Genomic DNA, 19,987 nt, shown 5'->3' on the forward strand with positions numbered 1-19,987 from the left:
GCAATTCTTGCCGAGGCGGCAGAAATGACGGGGTTTTAATGCGCCTCGCGGGGACAGTACAAAGCATATAAGATATTGATTTAGTTGAAAAAAATAAGAGATCGCGGGGCTGGCCCGCTCCTTGCTACCCCTTCAGCCGAAGATGTTTCCAAGGGGTCGCCTGTGGTCGGTGTTTCGTCAGATCTAGCTGCCAGCGTTCAGGTTTCGAGCGCGCAGCAAAAGCCTGCGCGCTCGCAGAGCTCGAAAGACACCTCCCCCAGCAACGCCTTCGGCTCGCTGGTCGACAGCAACACCCAGGCGATCAGCAACAGCGCGTCCTCGTCCAGCCAGGACACCGCGCCGCGCCGGACCGATTCGTCCGCGTCCAATCAGGGTAAGCGCGACACCTCCTCCGCGGACAATTCCTCGCAGAGCCAGGCGAGCAGCAGCACCGACAATTCCGCGCCCGCCAAGAGTGACACGACTGCAGATCCCGCCAAGGACCAGGCCAAGGATCAGGGCAAGGATGCGACCAAGGTCGACGGCAAGGCCAAGGACAAGTCGGAGGCCTCCGACACCAAATCGACTGACAAATCCGACAAGACCACGGATGGCGCGACCGAGGGCACCGACGGGCTCGCCGCCGCCGTCGATGCCGCGGCGACTGCGCAAGGGGATGCGACACAGGCCGCCGCGCCTAATCCGAACGCTGTTCCGGTCGCCACGCCCATGGTGCAGGTCGATCCGAACACGGCCGCGGATCAGGCCGCCAGCACCGCCTCCTCGCCGCTGACGATCGCGGCCGCCGGCATCGCCGCCAGCGCCTCGACCACGGCGCAGATCGCCGGCGGCAAGACCGAAACGACGGGCGACAAGAGCGCCAAGGCGGCCGGCGCCAAGGTCGATGCCGACACCACGGGCACGCTCGGCGATGCCGCCGCCGGCACGACCGATGCGACCGCGACCGATGCCAAGACCAGTGGCGGGCTGACCGCCATCGTGGACCAGGGTACGCCAAAAACCTCGTTCAAGGCTGCAGTCGCCGCGCAAGGCGGGAGCGATGTCTCCAATATCGGCCAGGACTCCAGCAAGACGACCGCCGCACAGACGCCGGCCGCGACCGCCAACGCCGCACATGCGCAAGCCGCCAAGCCGCAGGCTGACGCTGCCACGGCCGACGCAAAGGCCGATGCAAAGGCCGGCGCTGCCGACGCTGCGCCCGCCACCACGACCACGCACGCGCATGCGACCGCGCAAGCTGCCGTGCCGACGACGACCGACACCAGCGCGCAAGCCGCGTCCGCCATCCAGGCGCCGGTGACCAATACCACCTCCGCCGCGACCGCTTCGACGGCAACGCTGACCGCGACCGCGCCGAATGCGACCGCCGTGCCGATCTCGGGCGTCCCGATCGAGATCGCCGCCGCCGCGCGCGCCGGCAAGACGCGGTTCGACATCAGCCTCGATCCGGTCGACCTCGGCCGCATCGACGTCCGCGTCAATGTCGACCGCAACGGCCAGGTCACCTCGCATCTGACGGTGGAGAAGCCGGAGACGCTGGCGATGCTGAAGCAGGACGCGCCGCAATTGCAGCGCGCGCTCGACGATGCCGGCTTCAAGACCGGAGGCAACAGCCTGTCCTTCAGCTTGCGCGACCAGAATTCATCGGGCCAGCAATCCGGCCAGAACAGCAACGACAATGGCGGCAATGCCCGCCGGCTGATCATCAGCGAGGACGAGACCGTGACCGCCGCACCCGTCGGGCGCGGCTACGGCCGTATGCTCGGATCGAGCAGCGGCGTCGACATCAGAGTGTGAGGAGTAAGCGCAAATGACCACCACGACTGGTGCCGCCAATACCGCCCCGACGCCCGTCTCCGGCACGACGCAGACCTCGTCGTCGGACAAGTCGAATTCGAGCCTCAGCTCGAACACGGGCGCGACGCTCGCCGGCAATTTCCAGACCTTCCTGACGCTGCTGACGACGCAGCTGCAGAACCAGAACCCGCTGGATCCGCTCGACACCAACCAGTTCACCCAGCAGCTGGTGCAGTTCGCCGGCGTCGAGCAGCAGCTCAAGACCAACGATTCACTGTCCCAGCTGGTCACGCTGCAGCAGACCACGCAGGCGACCCAGGCGCTCGGCTTCGTCGGCAAGACCGCCCTGGTCGACGGTTCGACCGCAACCATGACGAAGTCGTCGGCGACCTGGCATCTCAACGTTCCGACCGACTCGACCGTGGACATCACGATCGCCAATTCCACGGGGCAGACGGTATTCACCGGGAAATACACCGCGGCGGCCGGCACCGACATTCCCTTCACCTGGAACGGGATGGGCAATGACGGCACACAATGGCCCGACGGCAAATACACGATCTCGGCCACCGGCAAGGACGTCGCGAACAACAATGTCGGCATCGCCGCCCAAGTGCAGGGGACCGTGGCGTCCGTCGACCTGACCCAGTCGCCGCCGTTGCTCAACATCGACGGTGTCAGCTACACGCTGAGCCAGGTCAAGAGCATCATCGCCACCGGCAGCAATTGAGACGCGTGATCCACCTCTCCCCAGCGGAGAGAGGTCGGATTGCGCAGCAATCCGGGTGAGGGGCCGCAGCATACGGCGAGACTGTAACCCCTCACCCGGATCGCATCTTGCGATGCGATCCGACCTCTCCCTTCGGGGGAGGTGAATAGAGTTCCGTGCTCGCGCCGACCCGTCAAAAGTCATTCGGCGTTAGTAAAGTATTTACCTTCTGCCCCGCTCGGCCGGCTGAAACCGCATTTTTAGCCCGCAGGGCCAGCCGCGTTCCCGCAAGTTTCAACGAGAATTGTATTGAAGCCTTAGGCTTAGCGGATTTTTAAGCCGCCGCGCGTAGGGTTGCGATGTGAGTTCAGTGGTTGAGAGTTTGTGAGTACGCCATGACAGAACCCCATCGCCCGAGGGTAAAATACGTCATCGGGCCGGACGGCAGTCCGCTGACGATCGCTGACCTGCCTGCACCCGGCACCAAACGCTGGGTCATCCGCCGCAAGGCCGAAGTCGTCGCTGCCGTTCGCGGCGGCCTTCTGTCCCTTGAAGAGGCCTGCAGCCGTTATACCCTGACGGTCGACGAATTCCTCTCCTGGCAGTTTTCCATCGACCAGCACGGTCTGGCGGGTCTTCGCACCACCCGCATTCAGCAATATCGCCAGTAAGCGATCCGGAAATCTGCGGCTTTTGACGAAAATCGGCCTCGCCCTGCGAGGCCGATTTTTTTCATATCGGCTTTTGGAGCCACTTTTGTCCCACCTCTTAACCTTCGTTAACCATATCGAAACCATCACCTAGGCAATAATTGCCCAGTCGACCGCTCGGGTGCGGATCGAAGTTTCGGGGCGGTTGCTTGCAAGGTCTTGCGGACTTCTTAAAAGGTATCGGCGCCGCCCGGTTCGGGGCGATGATCGCGGTCACTGCCGCGCTCATCGGCTTTTTCGCGTTCGTCATCATGCGGGTCACGACGCCGCAGATGACCACCCTGTTCACCGACCTCTCGGTTGAAGATTCGTCCAGCATTATCAAGGACCTGGAACGCCAGGGCATCCAGTTCGAGATCCGCAATGAGGGCACCATCATCATGGTGCCCAAGGACAAGGTCACCCGCCTGCGCATGAAGCTTGCCGAGGGCGGCCTGCCCAAGGGCGGCGGCGTTGGCTACGAAGTGTTCGACAAGTCGGATGCGCTCGGCACCACCTCCTTCGTCCAGAACATCAATCATCTCCGTGCGCTGGAGGGCGAGCTCGCCCGCACCATCCGCGCCATCGACCGCATCCAGGCCGCCCGCGTCCACCTCGTGCTGCCCGAGCGCCCGCTGTTCTCGCGCGAGGCGCCGGAGCCCTCGGCTTCGATCGTGGTCCGCGTCCGCGGCTCGCTCGAAGCCCAGCAGATCCGCGCCATCCGCCACCTCGTCGCCTCCGCCGTCAACGGGCTGAAGCCGCAGCGCGTCTCGATCGTCGACGAGGCCGGTCAGCTGCTCGCCGACGGCGCCGCCACCGATCCGGAGCAGGCGCTCGGCGACGAGCGCCGTACCGCCTTCGAGAAGCGGATGCGCAAACAGGTCGAGGACATCGTCTCCTCGGTGGTCGGCTCGGGCCGCGCCCGCGTCCAGCTTTCCGCCGATTTCGACTTCAACAAGATCACCCAGACCTCGGACAAATACGATCCCGAAGGCCGTGTGCTGCGCTCGAGCCAGACCCGCGAAGAGCAGAGCATGACCGCCGATACCAACGGCCAGGTCACGGTCAACAACGAGCTCCCGGGCCAGCAGCAAAACGGCGGCGCGGCGGCCAAGGACCAGAGCAAGAAGACCGAGGAGACCAACAATTACGAGATCTCCCGCACCACCAAGACCGAGGTGACCGAGGCCGGCCGGGTCAACCGCATCTCGGTCGCGGTGCTGGTCGACGGCATCTACACCAAGAACGACAAGGGCGAACTCGCCTACACCGACCGCACCAAGGAGCAGCTCGACCGCATCGCCACCCTGGTTCGCTCCGCGATCGGCTTCGACCAGAAGCGCGGCGATCAGGTCGAGGTCGTGAACCTGCGCTTCGCCGACGCCCCCTCCACCGCTCCGATCGGCGAGCCCTCGGGCTTCCTCGGCATGCTTCAGTTCACCAAAGACGACGTCATGTACTTCGTCGAGCTCGGCGTGATGATGCTGCTCGGCCTCGTCGTGCTCTTCATGGTGATCCGCCCGCTGGTCAAGCGCATCCTCGCCTCCGACGAAGTCGCCGCCGCCATTTCCGGCGTTCTCGCCGGCCCGGCCGCTTCGGAAGAGGCCGCGCCCGCCGCCGGCCAGCCGCTCCTGCCGGGCGGCGCTGCCAGCGCCATCGACGTCGCCACCATTCAGGGCCAGGTCCACGCCCAGTCCGTTCATCGCGTCGGCGAGCTCGCCGAGCGTAACCCCAACGAAACCGTCGCCATCATCCGCCAGTGGCTCACCGAGCCCACCAAATAACTTAAGCCAAGTGAATCAAGAAGTGATCTGACATGGCCGCCTCACTGCAAAACGCCAACTCCAACGACATCACCAGCGTGATCTCCACGCTCGGCCAGCGCGCCGGCGACCGCGCCAAGAGCGGCCAGGGTGCCGCGCAGCTGTCCGGTCCGCGTCGTGCCGCGATCCTGATGCTGGCGCTGGGCGAGCAATATGGCGGCAAGATCTGGAGCCTGCTCGACGACGACGAGGTGCGCCAGCTGTCGCTGGAAATGTCGACGCTCGGCACCGTCGAGGTCGACACGGTCGAGGACATGCTGCTCGAATTCGTCTCGCGCATGTCGGCCTCGGGCGCGCTGATGGGCAATTTCGACGCCACCGAGCGCCTGCTCCAGCAGTACCTGCCGCCCGAGCGCGTCAACGGCATCATGGACGAGATTCGCGGCCCAGCGGGGCGCAACATGTGGGAGAAGCTCTCCAACGTGCAGGAAGAGGTGCTCGCCAACTACCTCAAGAACGAATATCCGCAGACCATCGCGGTGGTGCTCTCGAAGCTGAAGCCGGAGCACGCCGCCCGCGTGCTCGGCATCTTCCCCGAGGACCTCGCGCTCGACGTCGTCAACCGCATGCTGAAGATGGAAGCGGTGCAGAAGGAGGTGATCGAGAGCGTGGAGAAGACGCTGCGCACTGAATTCATGTCCAATCTGTCGCAGACCCGCCGCCGCGACGCCCACGAGGTGATGGCGGAAATCTTCAACAATTTCGACCGCCAGACCGAAACCCGCTTCATCACCTCGCTCGAAGAAGAGAACCGCGAGTCCGCCGAGCGCATCAAGGCGCTGATGTTCACCTTCGACGATCTCATCAAGCTCGATTCCGGCTCGGCCCAGACCCTGATGCGCAACGTCGACAAGGACAAGCTCGGCGTCGCGCTGAAGAGCGCCAACGAGGACGTCCGCAACTTCTTCTTCGGCAACATGTCCTCCCGCGCGGCGAAAATGCTCCAGGACGACATGGCCGCAATGGGCCCGGTGCGCCTGCGCGACGTCGACGAGGCCCAGGCGCTGCTGGTCAACCTCGCCAAGGACCTCGCCGCCAAGGGCGAGATCATGCTGACCAAGAACCGCGCTGACGACGAACTGGTGTATTGATGGCGGCTCCGGCAAAATTCCTGTTCGACACCGACTTCGCGGCGCCCGAGCGCTCGCCGCGCGAGAAGGCCGCGACCGCCGCCGAGATCGCCCAAAAGGTCGCGGAAGCCGAGGCGCGCGCCTATCAGGACGGCTTTGCCGCCGGGCAGCGCGAGGCCAAGGCCGAGAGCGACCGCCGCGTCGCGCTCGCCATGGAAGAGATCAATATCGGCATCAGGGGCGTCGCCGCCGGCATCGGCAGCATCGAGACCAAGATGGAGACCGAGGCGGTCGAGGTCGCGATTGCGGTGGCGCGCAAGCTGTGCGCCGACCTCGTCGCCGCCGAACCGCTCGGCGAGATCATGGCGCTGGTCAAGGACTGCTTCTCGCATCTGGTCGCAACGCCGCATCTCGTCGTCCGCATCAACGATGCGCTCTACGACAGTGCACGCGAAAAGATCGAGCGGCTCGCCAAGCAGAGCGGTTTCGAGGGGCGCCTCGTGATCCTCGCCGAGCCCGAGATCGCCACCGGCGATTGCCGGATCGAATGGGCCGATGGCGGCATCGTGCTGGAGCGCGCCGCTATCGCGGCCAAGATCGACGAAATGGTTGGACGCTATATCGCGTCCCGGAGGGGGAGCTAAATCATGAGCGACACCGACGGACAGGTCCCGCTGCCCGATCTCAACGGCCCGATGCCGCCTGCCGGCGCCGATGTCGGCTACAGCGAGGACGAATATGCGGCCCGCGCCGCCGCCGATCTGGAAGCCGTGTTCGACGTTCCGGTGCAGGTTTCGGCCGTGCTCGGCCGCTCCAAGATGGACGTCAGCGAGCTGCTCAAGCTCGGGCCCGGCACCGTGCTCGAGCTCGACCGCCGCGTCGGCGAGGCCATCGACATCTACGTCAACAACAAGCTGGTCGCCCGCGGCGAAGTCGTGCTGGTCGAGGACAAGCTCGGCGTGACCATGACCGAAATCATCAAGACCGAACGCAGCTAGCTGGTGCAACTGCAAGGACTAACGCGCGGCAGCGCGACCAGACGGACAGGAGACTGACATGCGGCTTCTCATCGTTGGCACATTGAAGGGCCAGCTCACCACCGCCACCAAGATCGCGATGGACAACGGCGCGACCGTGACCCACGCCGAGGATCACGAGCAGGCGATGCGGGTGCTGCGCGGCGGCAAGGGCGCCGACCTGCTGCTGGTCGACGTCGCCCTCGACATCCGCGACCTCGTGCTGCGGCTCGAGGCCGAGCACATCCACGCCCCGATCGTCGCCTGCGGCATCACCAACGACGCCCGCGCCGCAGTTGCCGCGATCCACGCCGGCGCCAAGGAATACATCCCGTTGCCGCCGGATCCGGAGCTGATCGCCGCCGTGCTGGCCGCCGTCGCCAACGATTCCCGCGAGCTGGTCTACCGCGACGAAGCCATGGCGAAGGTTATCAAGCTCGCGCAGCAGATCGCAGGCTCCGACGCCTCGGTGATGATCACGGGCGAATCCGGCACCGGCAAGGAAGTGCTGGCCCGCTACGTCCACACCCGTTCGGCCCGCGCCAAGCGCCCGTTCATCTCGATCAACTGCGCCGCGATCCCCGAGCACCTCCTGGAATCCGAATTGTTCGGCCATGAGAAGGGCGCCTTCACCGGCGCGGTCGCACGGCGCATCGGCAAGTTCGAGGAAGCGACCGGCGGCACGCTGCTGCTGGACGAAATCTCGGAGATGGACGTCCGCCTGCAATCAAAACTGCTCCGCGCCATCCAGGAGCGCGTGATCGACCGCGTCGGCGGCACCAAGCCGGTCCCGGTCGACATCCGCATCATCGCGACCTCGAACCGCAACCTCGCCGAGGCCGTGCGCGAAGGCACGTTCCGCGAGGATCTGCTGTTCCGCCTCAACGTCGTGAACCTGAAGATCCCGCCGCTGCGCGAGCGCCCCGCCGACATCCTCGAGCTCGCCCAGCACTTCGTGAAGAAATATGCCGAAGCCAATGGCGTGCCGATGCGCCCGATCTCGGCGGAGGCGCGCCGCGTGCTCTCGGTCAACCGCTGGCAGGGCAACGTCCGCGAGCTCGAAAACACCATGCACCGCGCGGTGCTGATGGCGCAGGGCGACGAGATCGGCCCGGACGCGATCATCACCCCCGACGGCGACCGCCTGGACCTCGCCAAGACCGCCCCCGCGGTGGCGCATGCGACCATGGCCGCCGAGCAGGTGACGCGCGCGCTGGTGGGGCGCACGGTCGCCGATGTCGAGCGCGACCTGATCCTGGAAACGCTGAAGCACTGCCTAGGCAACCGCACCCATGCCGCGAATATCCTGGGCATCTCGATCCGCACGCTGCGCAACAAGCTCAACGAATACGCCGACGGCGGGATTCCGATCACGCCGGCGGGCACGCCGGGCGAATATCCGCGGATGCCGATGATAGGAGCGTGAGGACTCCACGCTGGTTGAGACGACGAATGCCCGGGCCGGTCCCGGGCATTTTTGTTTTGCGAAATGAGTTAACGCTAACCCCGTCATCCTGAGGTGCGAAGCGCGCGATGCAAATGTATCGCGCGCGCAGCCTCGAAGGATGCACGGCCACCGATGCAGCCGGGCCGTCGCCCTTCGAGGGCCGCTGAAGAAGCGGCCACCTCAGGGTGACGGTCAACAAGGTTCGATCTTGTGGCATGAACACATGGCCGCACCGCGTCCGGCGACTAGGTCGCGCCTTCGCCAGGCCCTATAACCCCGCGTGAGAACCACGTGAGGGACCACATGTCTGAAGCTCAAATCACCGACTGGCTGGCGTCGCAGAGGCAGGCGATGATCGATCTCTTGCGCGATGTCGTGAATATCGATTCCGGGTCCTATGACAAGGAAGGCGTCGATGCGGTCGGTGCGCGGTTCGAGCGGCATTTTGCCGAGCATGGCATTCCGTTCCAGCGCGAGAGCGATGCCACGTTCGGCGATGCGATCCATGCCGAGGTGGCAAAGCCCGGCAGCAACGAGAAGCCGGTGCTGCTGATGGGCCATCGCGACACCGTGTTCGGCAAGGGCGAAGCCGGCCGTCGTCCGTTCACGATCAAGGACGGCCGCGCCTATGGTCCCGGCGTTGCCGACATGAAGTCCGGCGTCGTGATGAACATTTTCGTGGCCACCGCCTTCCACAAATTCGGTGGCTCACCGCATCCGATCAAGCTGCTGATCACCTCGGACGAGGAGATCGGCTCGCCCTCCTCCCGCCCCGTGATCGAGCGCGAAGGGCGCGCCGCGCGCGCCGTGTTCAATTCCGAGCCTGGCCGTCCCACAGGCAATGTCGTGACCGGGCGCAAGGGCGGCATCTTCATGCACATGGCCATCACCGGCAAGGCCGCGCATTCCGGCGCCAACTTCGCCGCCGGTGTCAGCGCGATCGGCGAGCTTGCGCAGAAGATCGTCCACATCCACGCGCTGACCGATCTCGACAAGGGCATCACGCTCAATGTCGGCCTCGTCTCGGGCGGGCAGTCCGTCAACACCACGGCGCCCTATGCCGAGGGCCAGATCGACCTGCGCTATGTCGATCCAGCCGATCGGGCCCGGATCATGGGCGCGATCGAGAACATCATCGCGACCTCTTACGTGCCGGGCACCAGCGCGACGCTGACGATCAAGGGCGAGTTCGTGCCGGTGGTGCAGAGCGCGGAGTCCAAGGCGCTGTTCGAAAACTATCAGGCGGCAGCCAGGAAGGTCGGCCTCACCACGCTGCAGGGCGAGTTCTCCGGCGGCTGTGCCGATTCCGGCTTCACCGCCGCGGTGGGCACGCCGACGATTTGCGGGCTCGGGCCAGTCGGCGGCCTCGCGCACACGCCGGAGGAATATCTCGAGATCGACAGCATCGTGCCGCGCGCGCAGGCGCTGGCCTTGGCGATTTTGCGGGGGTGAATGAAGCTGCCGTAAGACCTCCCGAGTCTCACGAATAGCTCGGCGCGTCCGGCTTGCGGAAGATGTGGATGGGGTCGCCCGGCACGATCGGCTGGCCGCTCAACATCGCGTACGCATACAACGCAAGATACGCGATCGCCAGCGCGCCGATGGCGTAGAAGGCGATCGTCGCAACGCGCTTCATTGGTCCGCTCCCTGGCCGTCCCGCAGGGGACGGCTCAGGGGGCTTCTAGAGCGATGAGACGGAAAAGGCCAGCGATCAAACGCCGCGCCGGCTGTGCGTGGGAACGCTGACGTCCGCGAGCCTGGCCGCATCTTCGTCCTGGTCGACCGCGACATACTGGCCGTGCCAATACGCCAGCGCGGCGTTGCGGGTCGAATTCCTGACGGACCTGACACGACCGATGACGATGCCGTGCGAATGGCGCTCGACGATCTCCTCGACCTCGCAGTCGACGGCCGACAACGCGCCGACCAGCAGCGGAACGCCGGACACCGCCGTCACCCACTGGCTGCCCGGAAAACGATCGGCGCCTTTCAGCCCGCCCTTGCCGGCAAAGCGCTCGGCGACGTCGAGCTGGTCGGCCGCAAGCATGTTCACGCCGAAGGCGCCGTAGCGCTTGATCAGCGGGAAGGACGAGGCATCGCGGTTGATGCTGACCAGCAGCGTCGGCGGCTCGACCGACAGCGAGGTTACGGACGTAACGGTCATGCCCGTGATATCCTTGCCCCGCCCGACGGTGATGATGCTGACGCCGCCGGTGAGGTGGCGCATGGCGCCGCGGAAATCGGCAGACGAGACGACGGTTTCGGTCATGAGATCGCGGGGCACTACATTCATGGCATGGTCCCCGACGCGGGGTTCCCTTGTATCTAGGTACGATCTTCCGCCGACAAAAGGTGGCTCAAAATTGAGGCTTCGAGGCTTGCCAATTCGGCAGAGCCGCGTTCGCGCGGCCGGCCGGCGTTAACCACGACGTCATGGGCGATCCGGCCCTCGTCGATCACGAGCACACGATCGGCTAGGGCGACCGCCTCGGCCACGTCATGGGTGACCAGGATCGCGGTAAAGCCCTGGTCGCGCCAGACCCGCTCCAGCAGGCGCTGCATCGAGATGCGGGTCAGCGCGTCCAGCGCGCCGAGCGGCTCGTCGAAGGCGAGCACCCGCGGACGGGACACCAGCGCGCGAGCAAGCGCGACGCGCTGCTTCTGGCCGCCTGACAGCACCGACGGCCATTGGTCCCGCTTGTCGGTCAGTCCGACCTCGGTCAGCGCCTGCTCGGCACGGGCATGCGCGTCTTTCGAAGCACGATCGCGGCCGAGGCCGACCTCGACATTGGAGAGCACGCGGGCCCAGGGCAGCAGCCGCGGCTCCTGGAACATCACGCGGATGTCCTCGGGCTGGACTGCCGCATCGCCGAAGCTGATGCTGCCGGAATCAATCTTTTCGAGGCCGGCGATGAGGCGCAGCAGCGTGCTCTTGCCGCAACCGCTCTTTCCCACGATGGCAACGAACTGGCCGGCCGGAATGTGCAGGTCGATGCCGCGCAGCACCTCGTTGTCGCCGAAGGATTTGCGCAGGCCGCGGATGGTGAGCGGCAGGCCGCTGCCCTGGACTGGACGTTCTTCGCGCGCCACGCGGGCGTGGGGCGCGAAATTGGCGCGGCCGGCGAGCTCGGTTTCGGGAAGAGCCGTACGAAGCGCTGTCTGCATGTTTCTCTCAACGTTTCTGGAAGGCGGGGTGCCAGGAGAGCGTCAGGCGCTCCAGCACGCGGGAGGCGCTGTCGGCGAGCTTGCCGAGCAGCGCGTAAATCAGGATCGAGAGCACGACGACGTCGATCAGCATGAACTCGCGCGCCTGCATCGCCATGTAGCCGAGGCCGGAGGAGGCCGCGATGGTCTCGGCGACGATCAGCGTCAGCCACATGATGCCGAGCGCAAAGCGGATGCCGACGAAGATCGAGGGCAGCGCGCCCGGGAAGATCACGCGGCGGAACAGCTCGCTGTCGGTCATGCCGTAGATGCGGCCCATCTCGATCAGCTGCGGATCGACGGTGCGGATGCCGTGCAGCGTGTTGAGGTAGATCGGGAAAAACACGCCGAGCGCAACGAGAAACAGCTTTGCGCTCTCGTCGATGCCGAACCACAGGATGACGAGCGGGATCAGCGCCAGATGCGGCACGTTGCGCACCATCTGCAGCGTGGTGTCGGTGAGCTTGGCCGACAGCCGCGACAGGCCGTTGGCGAGACCGAAGGCGAAGCCGATGCTGCCGCCGATCAGGAAGCCGATCGAGGCGCGCCAGAACGAGACCCAGATGTTGCGGACCAGCTCGCCGGAGAGCAGCAACTTCCAGCCGGCGAGCGCGACGTCGCTCGGCGCCGGCAGCACGCGAACCGGCACGAAGCCGGTGACGCAGGCGATTTGCCAGATCGCGACGATGGCGAGCGGCACGATCCACTGGACCAGGCCGTCGACGCGCGGCAGGCGGAAATTGCGCGGGAGGGAAACGCTGTCGATCAGGCTCATGACTCGGACACTCGCTGCTGCGGACGGTAATCGCTGCCGACGGTTTCACCAAAAGGTCCGCCGTTGAAATGCAGCTTGGTCACGTTGCTCGGCAGGTCGAGCGAGAGCAGCGGGAACACCAGCTCGGCGAAGCGATAGGCTTCCTCCAGATGCGGATAGCCCGACATGATGAAGGTATCGATGCCGATGTCCTGATACTCCTTGATGCGCGCCGCGACCGTCTTCGCGTCGCCGACAAGCGCGGTGCCGGCGCCGCCGCGCACGAGGCCGACACCGGCCCACAGGTTCGGGGCGATCTCGAGCTTGTCGCGCTTGCCGCCATGGAGCTGCGCCATGCGCTGCTGGCCCACGGAATCCATGCGGGCGAAGTTCTTCTGTGCCGTCGCGATGGTCTCGTCGCTGACATGCTTGATCAGCTCGTTAGCCGCACGCCAGGCTTCTTCGTTGGTCTCGCGGACGATCACGTGAAGGCGGATGCCGAAGGAGAGCTTTCGGCCGCGCGCCTCGGCGGCCGCCCTCACCTTCGCGACCTTCTCGGCGACCTGCGCCGGCGGCTCGCCCCAGGTGAGATATTTGTCGACTGTGTCGACGGCGACGTCGATGCCGGCATCCGACGAGCCGCCGAAATAAAGCGGAGGACGCGGCGACTGCACCGGCGGGAAGAGCAGCTTGCCGCCCTCGACGTGAATGTGCTTGCCCTCGACGTCGACGGTCTTGCCGGCGAGCAGGTCACCATAGACGTTGAGGAACTCGCGGGTGACCTCGTAGCGCTCGTCGTGCGCGAGGAAGATGCCGTCGCCCTTGTTCTCGACCGGATCGCCGCCGGTGACGACATTGATCAGCAGGCGGCCATTGGTGATGCGATCGAGCGTTGCGGTCATGCGCGCGGCCACGGTCGGCGATTGCAGGCCGGGGCGGACTGCCACGAGATAGCGCAGCCGTTCCGTGAACGGCGCGACGCTGGAGGCGACGATCCAGGAATCCTCGCAGGACCGCCCGGTCGGCAGCAGCACGCCGAAATAGCCGAGCTGGTCGGCGGCCTGCGCGACCTGGCGCAGATAGTTGAAATTGACCTCGCGGCCGCCGATGCCGGTGCCGAGATAGCGGCCGTCGCCATGGGTCGGCAGGAACCAGAGGATGTTGCTCTTGCTGTTGCTCTTGGTCATGGACGAGCTCCTAGCCGTAAGTCGTGCCGACGGCGGCGGCGACGATGCCGACCGACAGGGCGATGGCTGCGATCACGCGTTGAGCGATGCGCCTCATGTTCACACCTCTTGAATTGGGAAGGCTGGTCGGCACGGTTCAGGCCGCCGGGTTGCGCCAGACGATGTCGCGGATGACGATCGGCTTCGGGATCAGGCCGAGCTTGGCGAAGCGGTCGGCGACGCCCTGCTGGGTCACGATGATGTCGTCGGTGACGGGAACCACGGCGAAGCCCGCGCGCTTGGCCGCAACGGTCTGGATGTCCAGCGGCACGCCGGTGATCGCCGCCAGTGATTTGGCGACCTCGTCGCGGTTCTGCTCCGCCCATTTTGCCGAGGCGGCGGTCACGTCGACGATCTGCTGGAGGATCGCACCGTTGTTCTTGGCGAAATCGCGGTTGGCGATGAAGAAGGAGTTGGTCTTGGTGACGTCGCGCGCATTGATCAGGATACGGCCGTTCTGCTTGGTCTCGCCGATCGCGAAATAAGGATCCCAGATCGCCCAGGCGTCGATACTGCCATTGGCGAAGGCAGGGCCTGCATCCGGCGGCGTCAGATAAACCGGCGTGATGTCGGCATAGGTGAGGCCGGCCTTCTCCAGCGTCTGCACCACGACATTGTGGGCGCTGGAGCCCTTGGTGAAACCGATGCGCTTGCCCTTGAGGTCGGCGATCTCACGGATCGACGAATCCTTCGGGACCAAAATGCCCTGGCCGTTGACGATGGGCTGGGCGGCGGCATAGACGATCGCAGCTCCCGCGGCCTGCGCGAACACCGGCGGGGAATCGCCGACCGCGCCGTAATCGACGCTGCCGACGTTCATCGCCTCCATCATCGGCGGGCCGGAGGAGAACTCGACCCATTTCACCTCGATGCCTTGCGCGGAGAAATGTTTTTCCAAGGCGGCCTGCTGGCGCGTGATGACCAGCACGCCGTTCTTCTGGTAGCCGATACGAATTTCCTTCAGCGCGCCCTGTGCGCTCGCGCGCGGCGCAAAGGCCGCGGCGGCTGCGGCTCCAACGGACAGTTTCAGAAAGTCACGACGCTGCATTCCAGGCTCCCGGCCGCGCACGGCCGTCATTGGCGTTTGGAGAATGATGGTGCGGAGCGGGAAAGCTGTCGAGACACCGGGGAAAATAGCGATGCGAGCACTGCGCTTGTGGCGGAGCGCGTGATTAATCTTTCAAGCGGCGGAGCGAATGCAGATGGAATTTTTCTGCACGCGGATGTGATCGCGGCGCGCGCTCAGCCTCCGACGCGCGGCCCGCGTAAAAATTCGAAAACAACCCCATGCACAGTAGACGGGCTTGCAAAAACAATGATTTACGAATTATCCGAAATTCTACTTGACCCGTCGGGCAAAACAGGGCTATAGTGGCATCATGTCGCCGGTGGGAATGGACCCGCCCTAGCGAGCTATTGCCATCGCACCGGCAAATTCTGCAAGCCCCGGAACGCCCAGCCACCGATCCGCACCGGCTCGTCATTGGCGAGCTCGATTCCCTTGGCCTTCGCAAACACAGTCGGCAGCGCGACGTCGGCGATCATGGCGCGCGAAGCCCAGGCACCGGCGCAGAAATGCGGGCCGGCGCCGAAGGCGACGCTCTTCGAATTGTCTCGCCGCACGTCGAATTCGTCGGCGCGCTCGAAATGCTTCTCGTCGCGGTTGGCGGAGCCGAACATCAGGAACACGCGCTCATCGGTTTCGAAGGAGATATCGCGAATGCGCCATGGTTTGGCGATGCGCCGCGGCGACATGCCGATCGGCGAGATCCAGCGGGCATATTCCTCGAACGCCGCGAGCCAGCTCACTTCGCCCTGGCGCACGAGATCGAGCTGCTCGGGATGCGTCAGCAGCGCCCACACCGTGCCGGCGATCGCCTTGCGCGGCTCGTTCTGTCCGCCCGAGATCGCGAGTTTGACATTCGCGCGAACACTCTCCATCGGCATGCCGGAGCCGAGGAGAACGCCCAAAATGCTCTGGTCGGGATGCTTGCGCATCACCGGCAGGATGTCGTCGATCGCGGCATCAATGCCCGACGTTGCGGCATGACAGCGCGCCTCGACGGCGGGGTCGCCGCCGTAATTGGCAATGCCCTCGATCATGGCTTGCGACCACGAATCCATGTCCTCAAAGCGGATGTTGGTGAGGCCGGTGATCGACTTCAGGCATTCGCCGGAAAACGGCAGCGCGAAGTCGCGCATGAAATCGATGCGTCCGGGGCCGATCGCATCGATGATGCGGTCGGCATGGGCCTGGAACAGCGCGGTCCAGTGTGCCTTCACCGTCTTCGGCGACACTGTCGAAAACATCGCGCGGCGCTCGATTTGATGCGCCTCGCCGTCCTTGCGCATCATGTTGTGACCCATCAGCCGGTTCATCAGGCCGGCCGGCTGGTGCGAAGAGAACACGTCGATCTGCTTCTCGGAGATCGAGATGTCGTCGCGGCTCGTCAGCAGCGTCGAACCGAGCTGAGGAACGAAGGCGATCGGCGCGTCTTTGCGCATCTTCGCGAGCGTCGGATAGGGATCGGCCCAGAACGCGGCAGGGTCGATATCAATGCGCGGTGCGGTGCTCAAGGCGGTCTCCCCCGGATTTTATTCCGGCCAGACTAGCGAACTCCGCGGCCTGTGTCTGTCCCTGGCGATTAGGAGAGACGGCATGGCTCATGGCCGCACTTCGCCTCAGCGCAGCCGCTGCCAGGTGATCACGATCTTGGTTCCCTCCGGCCTCAGGAAAGTCTCCAGAATGCGATCACCGTCGATGTCGAACTGGAGCTCCTTGCGCGTGCGGACGTCGCCGATCCAGTTGGGGAATGTCGAGGCTTCGACGCGATCGCCGCTCAGATCGCCGTTCTCATCGACGGTGTAGGTACCGAACCAGCCGATACCGCCTGCCATCGCGGCCTGGTTTTCCTCCGCCGTGCCATGGCCACGCGCATTCGAGGCAAACCGTGGAACGGTGGAATCGGTCATGACCTCGATCACGTGCATGTCGGCGGTGAAGACGAGCAGACTCATTGGCCTGGGTCCATAGGCGGGCACATTCCTGCCGTCGGGATCGAGCTGCGCTGACACCATGCGCCATGTGCCCAGAACCCTGTTGAGCGGCTCGGCCGCGGCAGATCCCGCCATGACGAGGGACGCAAGGGCGATGATGGAAGAGAGGGCTCTTGAAGCTCTCATGGATGCCTCCCTCAATTCGCGGGCCGGTCAGCTGAAAACGCGACATCGCGTTGCGCCTCGATCTCGCTGAGCCGACGCGCCAATTCGCGTGTCAGATCGAGATAAGCCGTGCTGCCGAGCGGCAGCCGGAGCGGCTTGGCGCTGTCGGCGGCAGCGATCATCGCATCGACCGATCGCCCCGCATCGCCCTTGACCTCGAATGTCCGCTCACTGACGGCACGCCTGACCGCACCGGCCGGCGTATCATCATAGGCGGCGATGGGAGGCGCGAGGACAATGCCGGCACCGAAATTCGTCGCGGTCGGACCGGGCTCCGCCATCAGGAAATCGATGTTGAACGGCGCCACCTCCTGCGCAACGGACTCAATGAAGCCTTCGATGCCCCATTTGGTCGCGTGATAGAGGCTGAAGCCCGGGTAAGCCATCTGGCCACCTTCCGATGAGACTTGCACAATCCGGCCTTCGCCCTGCCGGCGCAGATGTGGCAGCACCGCCCGGATGAGCTGAATCGAGCCGGTGAGATTGGTCGCGATCTGATGATCGATCTGCGCGTCCTCCAGTTCTTCAGCCGCTCCGACCAGGCCATAGCCGGCATTGCTGACCACGACGTCGATCCGCTCGAGCTGACGGAATGCCTGGTCGACCGTCGCGCGTATGCCGTGGAGATCCGTGAGGTCGAGTCTCATCACGCTGAGAGCCGATGGATGTTTTTGTGCGAGATCAGCGAGGGCGTCGGTGCGCCGGGCGGTCGCGGCGACGCGATCTCCGCGATCGAGAAGCCGCTCGGTCATGATCCGGCCGAGGCCGGACGAGGCGCCGGTGATCAGCCAAGTCTTGCGTAAGTGAGTCTTGTTCATGCGAGGCTCCCATTGCTTGACACCTGCGATATGGGGCGCTCGACTGGTGGTATAAGCGACCCAATCCGGGACAGGGTCGTGAAGGTATTTCACCAATGGCCAAGCCAACGCTCAACGAGCTCGCCGCCTTCGCAGCGGTTGCCGAGCATCGAAGCTTCCGCAAAGCCGCCGATGCCATTGGTGTATCGCGCTCGGCCCTGAGCCATGCGTTGCTAGGACTGGAGAAAAATCTCGGTATCCGGCTGCTCAACCGGACCACCCGAAGCGTTTCGCCGACAGAGGCCGGCACGCAACTGCTCACGAAGATCAAACCGGTCCTGAAGGAACTGGACACCGCGATCGATACACTTGCAGAAGCGCGTGGCGCGCCAGCGGGAACGCTGCGCATCAATGCGAACAGAAGCGCGGCAAGGCTGCTGTTGCGAGAGGTCGTCCCGCAGTTCCTGTCGCGATATCCGAAAGTCGAACTCGATCTGGTGTCCGAGGGACGGCTGGTCGACATTGTCGATGCCGGCTTTGACGCCGGAATCCGCCTCGCCGAGGCTGTGCCGCAAGACATGATCGCAGTGAAGCTCGGCGACCGTGTCCGCTTCGTCGCCGTGGCCTCACCCACCTATCTCGCGCACAGGCCTGCCCCCATTACGCCGGATGACCTGCATCAACATCGCTGTATTCGCCAGCGATTACCGAGCGGAAAGCGCTACAGCTGGGAGTTCAGCAAGCACGGCCAGGAAATCGTGATCGACGTGCCCGGCGCGCTGACTCTCGATGACAACGATCTCATGGTTGAATCTGCGGTGAATGGATTGGGCGTCGCCTATGTCCCGGAATCCTTCGCCAAGGCGGCGATCGAGTCCGGACGACTTGTTTGCGTGCTTGCGGATTGGTGCCCGCCGATTCCCGGTCTCGTCCTATACTATCCGGGAAACCGCCACGTGCCTTCGGTCTTGCGAGCGTTCATCGACGTACTGAAAGAGGCCCAACTTCCCGGCAGGCCGAGATGACCCGGCCGCGGAGCCGTCAAACTTCGACGGCCCCGATGGAATTACGGAGTGGCCGCCGCCGCAGCGGCGGTCGCCAGATATTTCGTGTAGAATTCGGCAACCCGGCCGCGCCACATACCGACGAACGCTTCCGACGTCACGTTGTCCACCGATTTCCAGGTGCGCTTGAATGCCGGAAGTGCATTGCCCCAGATCGCGCGTTTGCACCACCGCTCGCCCTTCTCCTTGCCTTCGCTGGTGGCGCACATGGATTTCCAGGCGAGGCGAGCGGGCTTGCTGATGTGCTCAGCGGCGCCTTCCCAGCCCTGCTGATGGATCAAATAGAGGTCGCTCATATCAGGCGTCCGGTGCGTGATCCACCCGAACTGGACGCCTTCGGTCATGATCTTGTAGGCGGCCGCAACGGCGTTGTCCCTGGGGTTACGGATCTCCCCAAAACCGAACTTCCCGAACTCATACTGGCTCAGCTGAAACAGGCCGATATAGGACCCGGTGCGTTGATTGGGGTTGAAACCGGATTCGATCTTGGCAACCGCCATCATGAAATTGACGTCGAGACCAAACGCTTCGGAAACGCGCTTGATCTCTTCGGCCGGCGTTCCGAGCGGGATGTCCTTGAACGCACGCAAGACGGTCTCCGCCGGTTTCTCGGCGGGCGGCAGTTCGGACCAGATGTAGTAGATCAGATAACGGAAATCGGTCGACGCCGCTTTCGGAGCACCGTCGGATGCATCGCGCGCCGGCGGCAGCGACTGGACGATATCCTCTCCCAACGACGCCAGTTTTGGCCCGGCGGGAAGATCGGCGGTTTCGGCTTCGGTGCTCAACGACGCGGAACCTCTTGACGTCGCCGCGCCAAGCTCTGCTCTTTCTGCGCGAAGCGCTGCCGCAAGTCTCGCGGATGCTTCTGCGTACAACGCAGGCGTCATGATGTTAGCAGGAGCCGCCATGTTGCCGGACGCGGCAATGTTCGCTGCCGCCCCCGGAATGACATCAGGCGCCGTCGCGTCCGGCCTGCCTGCGGCGGCCAGATAAAACCCCACGGATGCGATGACAGCCATGATGCAGCTGGTCTGCCAAGCCTTCATGGCCCGAAGTCCACGGATGGCACCTGTACGAGAGGTCTGCGCATGGTTCCTGGGCCTGTGGTCAGCCTCCTTCGTAAAATCTTAAGGTTTAAATGTGGTGAACGAGAACGGACGCTGGTC

General features: G+C 64.6%; 20 protein-coding genes. 10 read left to right on the forward strand and 10 right to left on the reverse strand.

All coding sequences use genetic code 11. From position 1 onward, the window contains the following. Positions 1-162 precede the first annotated feature (162 nt). The 9 genes from HYH08_RS17455 to HYH08_RS17495 all read left to right on the forward strand — a co-directional run bounded on the left by HYH08_RS17455 (position 163) and on the right by HYH08_RS17495 (position 10,003). Positions 163-1,797, forward strand: a complete 1,635-nt coding sequence (locus tag HYH08_RS17455) for a flagellar hook-length control protein FliK (RefSeq protein ID WP_220011035.1) — start codon at positions 163-165, stop codon at positions 1,795-1,797. Between the two features lie 13 nt (positions 1,798-1,810). After that, positions 1,811-2,527 (forward strand): flagellar hook assembly protein FlgD, encoded by a 717-nt coding sequence (locus HYH08_RS17460; protein WP_220011036.1) that lies wholly within the window; start codon positions 1,811-1,813, stop codon positions 2,525-2,527. A gap of 374 nt (positions 2,528-2,901) precedes the next feature. Beyond that, complete coding sequence (sciP, locus tag HYH08_RS17465; protein ID WP_002714638.1) at positions 2,902-3,177, forward strand: CtrA inhibitor SciP; 276 nt, start codon at positions 2,902-2,904, stop codon at positions 3,175-3,177. A gap of 188 nt (positions 3,178-3,365) precedes the next feature. Then, positions 3,366-4,979: a flagellar basal-body MS-ring/collar protein FliF gene (fliF, locus tag HYH08_RS17470; protein WP_220011037.1), complete on the forward strand. Its 1,614-nt coding sequence runs from the start codon at positions 3,366-3,368 to the stop codon at positions 4,977-4,979. Positions 4,980-5,011: 32 nt separating this feature from the next. Further along, positions 5,012-6,109, forward strand: coding sequence for a flagellar motor switch protein FliG (gene fliG / locus HYH08_RS17475; RefSeq protein ID WP_220011038.1), 1,098 nt, complete (start codon positions 5,012-5,014; stop codon positions 6,107-6,109). Beyond that, complete coding sequence (locus tag HYH08_RS17480) at positions 6,109-6,732, forward strand: FliH/SctL family protein (protein WP_220011039.1); 624 nt, start codon at positions 6,109-6,111, stop codon at positions 6,730-6,732. The genes fliG and HYH08_RS17480 overlap by 1 nt, the downstream gene beginning before the upstream one ends. A 3-nt stretch (positions 6,733-6,735) precedes the next feature. Continuing rightward, positions 6,736-7,086, forward strand: coding sequence for a flagellar motor switch protein FliN (fliN, locus tag HYH08_RS17485; RefSeq protein ID WP_220011040.1), 351 nt, complete (start codon positions 6,736-6,738; stop codon positions 7,084-7,086). A 58-nt stretch (positions 7,087-7,144) separates the two neighbouring features. Continuing rightward, positions 7,145-8,530 (forward strand): sigma-54-dependent transcriptional regulator FlbD, encoded by a 1,386-nt coding sequence (gene flbD / locus HYH08_RS17490; protein WP_220011041.1) that lies wholly within the window; start codon positions 7,145-7,147, stop codon positions 8,528-8,530. Positions 8,531-8,854: 324 nt separating this feature from the next. Continuing rightward, the gene (locus HYH08_RS17495) at positions 8,855-10,003 is read left to right on the forward strand and encodes a M20 family metallopeptidase (protein ID WP_220011042.1); all 1,149 of its coding nucleotides are present in this window, start codon (positions 8,855-8,857) and stop codon (positions 10,001-10,003) included. Positions 10,004-10,031: 28 nt separating this feature from the next. On the opposite strand, the gene HYH08_RS17500 is transcribed toward HYH08_RS17495, so the two are convergent. The 9 genes from HYH08_RS17500 to HYH08_RS17540 form a co-directional block, all read right to left on the reverse strand. Then, complete coding sequence (locus HYH08_RS17500; protein ID WP_220011043.1) at positions 10,032-10,187, reverse strand: hypothetical protein; 156 nt, start codon at positions 10,185-10,187, stop codon at positions 10,032-10,034. 75 nt (positions 10,188-10,262) lie between these two features. Then, complete coding sequence (locus tag HYH08_RS17505; RefSeq protein ID WP_220011044.1) at positions 10,263-10,844, reverse strand: flavin reductase family protein; 582 nt, start codon at positions 10,842-10,844, stop codon at positions 10,263-10,265. A gap of 32 nt (positions 10,845-10,876) precedes the next feature. After that, the gene (locus HYH08_RS17510; protein ID WP_220011045.1) at positions 10,877-11,716 is read right to left on the reverse strand and encodes an ATP-binding cassette domain-containing protein; all 840 of its coding nucleotides are present in this window, start codon (positions 11,714-11,716) and stop codon (positions 10,877-10,879) included. 7 nt (positions 11,717-11,723) lie between these two features. Beyond that, positions 11,724-12,530 (reverse strand): aliphatic sulfonate ABC transporter permease SsuC, encoded by an 807-nt coding sequence (gene ssuC, locus HYH08_RS17515; RefSeq protein WP_220011046.1) that lies wholly within the window; start codon positions 12,528-12,530, stop codon positions 11,724-11,726. After that, complete coding sequence (gene ssuD, locus HYH08_RS17520; protein ID WP_220011047.1) at positions 12,527-13,696, reverse strand: FMNH2-dependent alkanesulfonate monooxygenase; 1,170 nt, start codon at positions 13,694-13,696, stop codon at positions 12,527-12,529. Before ssuD ends, ssuC begins: the two co-directional genes overlap by 4 nt. Before the next feature lie 136 nt (positions 13,697-13,832). Beyond that, positions 13,833-14,783 carry a sulfonate ABC transporter substrate-binding protein gene (locus HYH08_RS17525; protein WP_220011048.1) on the reverse strand — a complete coding sequence of 317 codons (951 nt, stop codon included), beginning with the start codon at positions 14,781-14,783 and terminating at the stop codon, positions 13,833-13,835. Positions 14,784-15,148: 365 nt separating this feature from the next. After that, entirely contained in the window at positions 15,149-16,312 is a 1,164-nt protein-coding gene (locus HYH08_RS17530) for a cytochrome P450 (protein WP_220011049.1), read from the reverse strand. 105 nt (positions 16,313-16,417) lie between these two features. Next, positions 16,418-16,918, reverse strand: a complete 501-nt coding sequence (locus tag HYH08_RS17535; RefSeq protein ID WP_220011050.1) for a lipocalin-like domain-containing protein — start codon at positions 16,916-16,918, stop codon at positions 16,418-16,420. 11 nt (positions 16,919-16,929) lie between these two features. Further along, on the reverse strand, positions 16,930-17,775 hold the full coding sequence (locus HYH08_RS17540) for an SDR family oxidoreductase (RefSeq protein ID WP_220011051.1): 846 nt from the start codon (positions 17,773-17,775) through the stop codon (positions 16,930-16,932). A gap of 95 nt (positions 17,776-17,870) precedes the next feature. Here HYH08_RS17540 and HYH08_RS17545 point away from each other — a divergent pair, with 95 nt between their 5' ends. Then, a complete protein-coding gene (locus HYH08_RS17545) occupies positions 17,871-18,779 on the forward strand; it encodes a LysR family transcriptional regulator (RefSeq protein ID WP_220011052.1) in 909 nt (302 codons plus the stop codon). A gap of 41 nt (positions 18,780-18,820) precedes the next feature. Here the strand turns inward: HYH08_RS17545 and HYH08_RS17550 are convergent, their stop codons facing one another. After that, positions 18,821-19,867, reverse strand: coding sequence for a transglycosylase SLT domain-containing protein (locus HYH08_RS17550; RefSeq protein ID WP_220011053.1), 1,047 nt, complete (start codon positions 19,865-19,867; stop codon positions 18,821-18,823). Between the last annotated feature and the right edge of the window lie 120 nt (positions 19,868-19,987).

The organism is Bradyrhizobium sp. BR 10289 (genome assembly GCF_019455385.1).
Lineage (GTDB): Bacteria > Pseudomonadota > Alphaproteobacteria > Rhizobiales > Xanthobacteraceae > Bradyrhizobium.